We start from the raw sequence: 1,000 nt of genomic DNA, 5'->3' as shown, positions 1-1,000 counted from the left end.
GTCACCGCGAACCCCAATCCGCAGGATGCCATCAAGAAGCAGGGCGGCCTTGCCGAACTGACGGGAGCGGTCGCCCGGCAGGCACAGATCCTGCCCGACCCTATCAGCAGTTGGCTGGGCGGGATTGCCGGCGACACCAGCAATTTGACTCAGAAGGCGGTCACTTCGGAGCTCAACGCCATCTGGCGGGCCGATATCCTGCCTTTCTGCCAGGCGGCGCTGAACGACCGCTATCCGTTCAGCGCCGAGAGCGCGGTGGACGTCAACGTGCGGGATTTCGCAAGGCTGTTCGGACCGGCCGGGCTGATCGACGGTTTCATCAACGACCACCTGATCAACTATGTCGACATGACCAGCCAGCCGTGGAAGTGGCGCGCCGATTTCGGCCTTGACGGTTCGGCCTTGGCGGCATTCGAGCAGGCCAGGCATATCCGCGACGATCTGTTTGCGGGCGGCAGCGGACCCGTGATGAGCTTCACGCTTGAACCGAAGGACCTGTCTCCCAACGTCACGCGCGTCACGCTCAATCTCGATGGCCAGAGCCTCGTCTACTACAACAACGCAACGCGGCCGCAACCCATGACATGGCCCGGCAAGGACGGCACGGGCGTCATCTCGCTCGCCTTCCAGCCGATCGACGGATCGCCTGAAATAATGCTCAACGAAACCGGCAGTTGGGCGTGGCTGAGGATGCTCCGCAGTGGCCGTTTCGCCAGCACTTCGCTGACCGACGTCTACAGCCTGCGTCTGGGCACGAAAGGCATGTACGCCGACTTCGAGCTCAAGGCCGCCAGCGTCGAAAATCCGTACAACCTCGAAATGTTCAAGAAGTTCACATGTCCGCCGCAGATATGACCTTGCCCGGCTTTTACGGCAAAATGCCTGCCACCGGCGATTTCGTGACGCGGCGGCTGACGGGGGATTTTGTCCGCGTCTGGGACCGCTGGCTTGCGCAACATCTTGTCCCGCTGATGGGCTCGGAAGCTTGGCCAAGCACAAC

2 protein-coding genes are annotated in these 1,000 nt (G+C 62.0%); both read left to right on the top strand.

Annotation, left to right across the window (positions count from 1 at the left end; all coding sequences use genetic code 11):
• On the top strand, positions 1–855 hold an 855-nt coding region (locus EN932_RS36895), incomplete at its 5' end, for a type VI secretion IcmF C-terminal domain-containing protein (RefSeq protein ID WP_281061581.1).
• A partial coding sequence (gene tagF, locus EN932_RS36890) for a type VI secretion system-associated protein TagF (RefSeq protein WP_128369564.1) occupies positions 852–1,000 on the top strand: 149 nt, incomplete at its 3' end. The genes EN932_RS36895 and tagF, both read left to right, overlap by 4 nt.

The sequence above is a fragment of the Mesorhizobium sp. M7A.F.Ca.US.002.01.1.1 genome (genome assembly GCF_004022955.1).
In the GTDB taxonomy this organism is placed as follows: Bacteria; Pseudomonadota; Alphaproteobacteria; order Rhizobiales; family Rhizobiaceae; genus Mesorhizobium; species Mesorhizobium ciceri.
The sequence above is the reverse complement of the archived record's forward strand: the minus strand, read 5'-3'. Positions and strand labels throughout refer to the sequence as shown.